The sequence below is a fragment of the Desulfatibacillum alkenivorans DSM 16219 genome, from assembly GCF_900142135.1.
In the GTDB taxonomy this organism is placed as follows: domain Bacteria; phylum Desulfobacterota; class Desulfobacteria; order Desulfobacterales; family Desulfatibacillaceae; genus Desulfatibacillum; species Desulfatibacillum alkenivorans.
Map to the genome: position 1 here is coordinate 1 of NZ_FQZU01000082.1, position 4011 is coordinate 4011.

A 4011-nucleotide genomic window follows, 5' to 3' on the forward strand; every position below is an offset into this window, starting at 1 on the left:
CGAGACGGCCAAGGCCAACGGCCTGGAGCCCTTCGCCTACCTGAAGGTTTTATTTGAAAGACTCCCCCTGGCGACTTGCCGGGAAGACTACCAAGCCCTCCTGCCAACCCCGGATTTTAACCTCTCCAACGATTGATTCTTATCCCTGCCGGGTACTTCTTTGGACGCTTACACCCAAACGGCGCTTACATACTTTTTAAGTGCCTTAGGCGAAAAAGGCGTTCCAATAGATTATTTGAATCCCATCCTTGAAAAAACCATTGGCGAGTATAAGGCTCTCCAAAAGGAACTTTCCGGCTTCTGGTCAGATGACCCTGAAATTCAAAATCTTAGGCATCAAGCGGCGAAAGCCCTGGATTCAGGATATATTAACCGGACGATAAGTTTGCTGCAGGATGCCAAGGAAAAAGACAAAGAAGCTGCTCTGAACTTTCCGGAGTCGGCCGACAAACGCCTGCGTTCCGCGGCTTCGTCATCCTATGAACTGGGCGTTTTGGAAATGATCCGTTTAAATTACGTTTTGGCTGCAGAGCATTTTCATGAAGCGGCCGATATGGTCCCCCGGGGAGAGGAACTTACAAAAGCGCAGTATCTCGATCGAGAGGGTTGTGCATGGAAAGACGCGCGGCAGTTTCAAAACGCCCAGGCCCCGTTGGAAGCAGCCCTTAAAATTCGAAATGATTTATTGGATAAGGACCATCCTGATACTGCCGAGTCCTGGAACAATTTGGCGCAGCTTTATTTCGCTCTGGGAAGATACGCCGAAGCCGAGCACTTTTTTTCAAGGGTTTTGGAAATCAATGAAAAAATCCTGGGCAAGGACCATCTTGATGTAGCTTCAGCCTGCAGCAATATTGCGGAGCTTTGTCAGGCTCAGGGAAAACACAGCGAGGCGGAGCGCCTCTTTTTAAGGACTTTAAAAATCCGGGAAAAAGTCCTGGATAAGTACGATCCTGATATAGCTAACGCCTGCAACAACCTGGCTATGGTTTATCAGGATCAGAGAAGATACGCCGAAGCTAAAGCGCTCTATTTAAGGATAATAGAAATCAATGAAAAAGCCTTGGATATGGACCACCCTCTTGTAGCCATATCCTACAATAACCTGGCCGGTCTTTATTTTGTTCAAGGGGAATACAATGAAGCGGAGCCGCTCTTTTTAAAGACTTTAAAAATCCGAGAAAAATACCTGGGGAAGGACCATCCCTCCGTGGCTGTGACCTGCAACAACCTGGCTGGGCTTTATCAAGCCCAGTTAAAATACGGCAAAGCCGAGTCGTTCTTTTTGCGAGCGATAAAAATCAATGAAAATGCCCTGGGTGAGGATAATCTTTCTACAGCCGAGTCTTACCGCCTCCTGGGGGAGCTTTATTATGCTCAGGGGAAATACGGCGAGGCGGAGCCGCTTCTATTTAAGGCTTTAAAAATTAGGGAAAAAGTCCTGGGAATGGCCCATCCTTCAACGGCCATGTCTTGCAACAGCCTGGCCGGGCTTTATAAGGCTCAGGGTAGGTACAGCGAGGCGGAGCCTCTATTATTGAGGGCTTTGGAAATCCGTGAAAAGGTATTGAGTTGGAACCATCCTGATATTGCCGTGTCATGCAACAATCTGGCCGGGCTTTATAAAGCTCAGGGAAGATACGACGAAGCAGAGCCGCTCATGCTGCGGGTTTTGAAAGTCCACGAAAATATCCTAGGCCAGGACCATCCTGATGTCGCCGCGTTTTGCAACAACCTGGCTCAGCTTTATCAGAATCAAGGAAGATTCGGCAAAGCAGAAAACTTCTATTTAAAGGCTTTGGCAATAAATGAAAAAGTATTAGATGCCAACCATCCTGACATAGCCGCGACCTGCGGCAGCTTGGCTTCTCTTTATAAACAGCAGGGAAAATACGGAGAAGCGGAGCCTCTATTTTTGAGGGCCTTGGGAATTAATGAAAAAATCTTGGGTCCCGACCACCCTTCTGTGGCCGGGCTCCGCAGCAACCTGGCTGAGCTATATAGGGTTCAGGGCCAATACGGCAAGGCGGAGCCGCTATTTTTAAAGGCTTTGAAGATCAAAGAAAAAGTCATGGGCAAAGACCACCCTGATGTGGCTGAGACCTGCAACAATCTGGCTTTGCTTTATCTGGACCAAGGGAAATACGGCAAGGCGGAGCCGCTATTTTTGAGGGCTTTGGAAATCGTTGAAAATACCATGGGTAAGGACCATCCTGATGTGGCCATGATCTGCAACAACCTGGCCGGGTTTTATCAGGTCCAGGGAAAATACGGCGAGGCGGAGCCCCTTTTTCTAAGGGCTTCGGAAATCGCTGAAAAAAAATTAGGGCCGCAGCACCCCAATACAATTGGGTTTAAAAACAATCTTGAAAGTTTGAGGAAGGAAATGAAAATGTCGGCGACTTAGGTTCATTTTTTTACAATCACGAAGAAATAACGCGCTTGTTTTTTGAAAAATAGCCTTTTAATTGCAGGCGGCGCACCGCTTGTGAGGGGAACGATTTATGAAATACATTGCAATTGGCGTCTTTCTTAATGTTCTGTATTTTTTTACCTTTGTGCTTATGGAAAAATTTGCTGTTCGCACCGAGAGTATGGCCTCAAACAGCCTTGATGAGCAGCCGAAGCATTTACCAGCCGAGCAAAAACAGTCTTCGACCCCTGCCCGATTTTTTAGAAACCTGTTTCATTTCGTTTGGATTGTTTGCGCGCTCTTGCTGGCTTTTTGGGCGACGTCAGAATTCCCAAAACTGGAATGGAGCATGGACAACATCACGTCTTATGAATCTATCGGTTGTCTGCTAATAGTCTTCGAAATATTTTCAGCCATTGCTATTGGATGCTCACACTTTATGTCTCGCTTTAAAAAACCTGACTTTTGGGGACGTCTTTGATTATTTGACTAACTGTCTATTCTGCATGGATTTGTGACTTTTGGGGACGTCTTTGATTATTTGACTAACTGTCTATTCTGCATGGATTTGGGACGGATTCAATCTCCTTCTATGGAATACCCGTTTTCCAGGGCTATCCGTCTTCCGCGTTCAACAGCGCGGGCTATCCCCGATACGGACATGGACAACTCGCGCGCCAGGTCAGCCAGTGCAAAGCCCAACTTTCTCACCGACCAATAACAATAGAGGCTCCTGGCGTCCGCCAAAGGGTGTTTCCGGGATCTGTCAAGAATCCATCTTTCATCCACTCCAAAAATCGCCGATGCTTTTTCCAGCGCTTTCGCCCGGTCCACGCCTTGGGCGGCCAAAAGATACTTGGAGGATAGGTTCTCCTCAGCCTGCGCCAGCACAGACTGAACAAAATCCCCGTCTCCTAAAATCCGCTGGTCGCTCTTTTGCCGGGTCTCCTTGGACGGAAAAGCCGTTTTCACCGCCTCCCATCCTCCCAGGCTGCGGACGAGCCCGCCTCCGGTAAGGTCTTCCCGCCGCCCCAACGATAATCCGGCCTGGACAAAATCCAGATAGCGCCTGCGGGAGGCGCGCAAAGAACCTCCGAATCCCGCCAAGACAAAATCCGCGTCCTGCCAGATGGCCGGACGCTTTCCAAGCAGAACACCGTGCCCGCAATACCGGTGGGATGCAAGTCCCTTAAGATCGGAAACCGCTCCTGCTCTCAGAGGGTTCAGGTGAATATACCGAACCAGTTCCTTGAAATAGGCGTTTTCCTGACATAGCACGGATTTGAAACGGTTTTGAAACAAGGAGCCGCAGCGAAAATGACGGCGGTTAAAATATCCGGCGTACCACGTCATGAGGCGCCGCATGACATGGGAAATTCCGGCCGCCGGGCTGCGGAACAGAAAATGGGCGTGGTTATCCATGAAAACCCAAGCGTAGCAGGCGGTTTGGGTTTCAGGCAGCACAGATGCGAGGCGATCAACCAAGGCGTCCCGGTCCTGGTCATCGGAGAAAATCGGTTTACGCTCGATGCCCCGGACCATCACATGATGCAATAATCCAGGCGCGTCTAATCGGGATTGGCGAGGCATAATAGCCT

4 protein-coding genes are annotated in these 4011 nt (G+C 49.1%); 3 read left to right on the forward strand and 1 reads right to left on the reverse strand.

All coding sequences use genetic code 11. The annotated features are described in order from the left end of the window. The 3 genes from BUE18_RS26995 to BUE18_RS27005 form a co-directional block, all read left to right on the forward strand. A partial coding sequence (locus tag BUE18_RS26995) for a transposase domain-containing protein (RefSeq protein WP_139264820.1) occupies positions 1–136 on the forward strand: 136 nt, incomplete at its 5' end. Between the two features lie 249 nt (positions 137–385). After that, positions 386–2407, forward strand: coding sequence for a tetratricopeptide repeat protein (locus BUE18_RS27000; protein ID WP_139264998.1), 2022 nt, complete (start codon positions 386–388; stop codon positions 2405–2407). Positions 2408–2504: 97 nt separating this feature from the next. Next, positions 2505–2894: a hypothetical protein gene (locus BUE18_RS27005; protein WP_073479221.1), complete on the forward strand. Its 390-nt coding sequence runs from the start codon at positions 2505–2507 to the stop codon at positions 2892–2894. A 98-nt stretch (positions 2895–2992) separates the two neighbouring features. Here the strand turns inward: BUE18_RS27005 and BUE18_RS27010 are convergent. Then, positions 2993–4011 (reverse strand): transposase (locus tag BUE18_RS27010; protein WP_244549389.1); only part of this gene is annotated, 1019 nt, incomplete at its 5' end.

Bases quoted from the DNA above. Each gene is read 5' to 3' on its own strand.
- BUE18_RS27005 (WP_073479221.1), top strand. From the start codon at position 2,505: ATGAAATACATTGCAATTGGCGTCTTTCTTAATGTTCTGTATTTTTTT.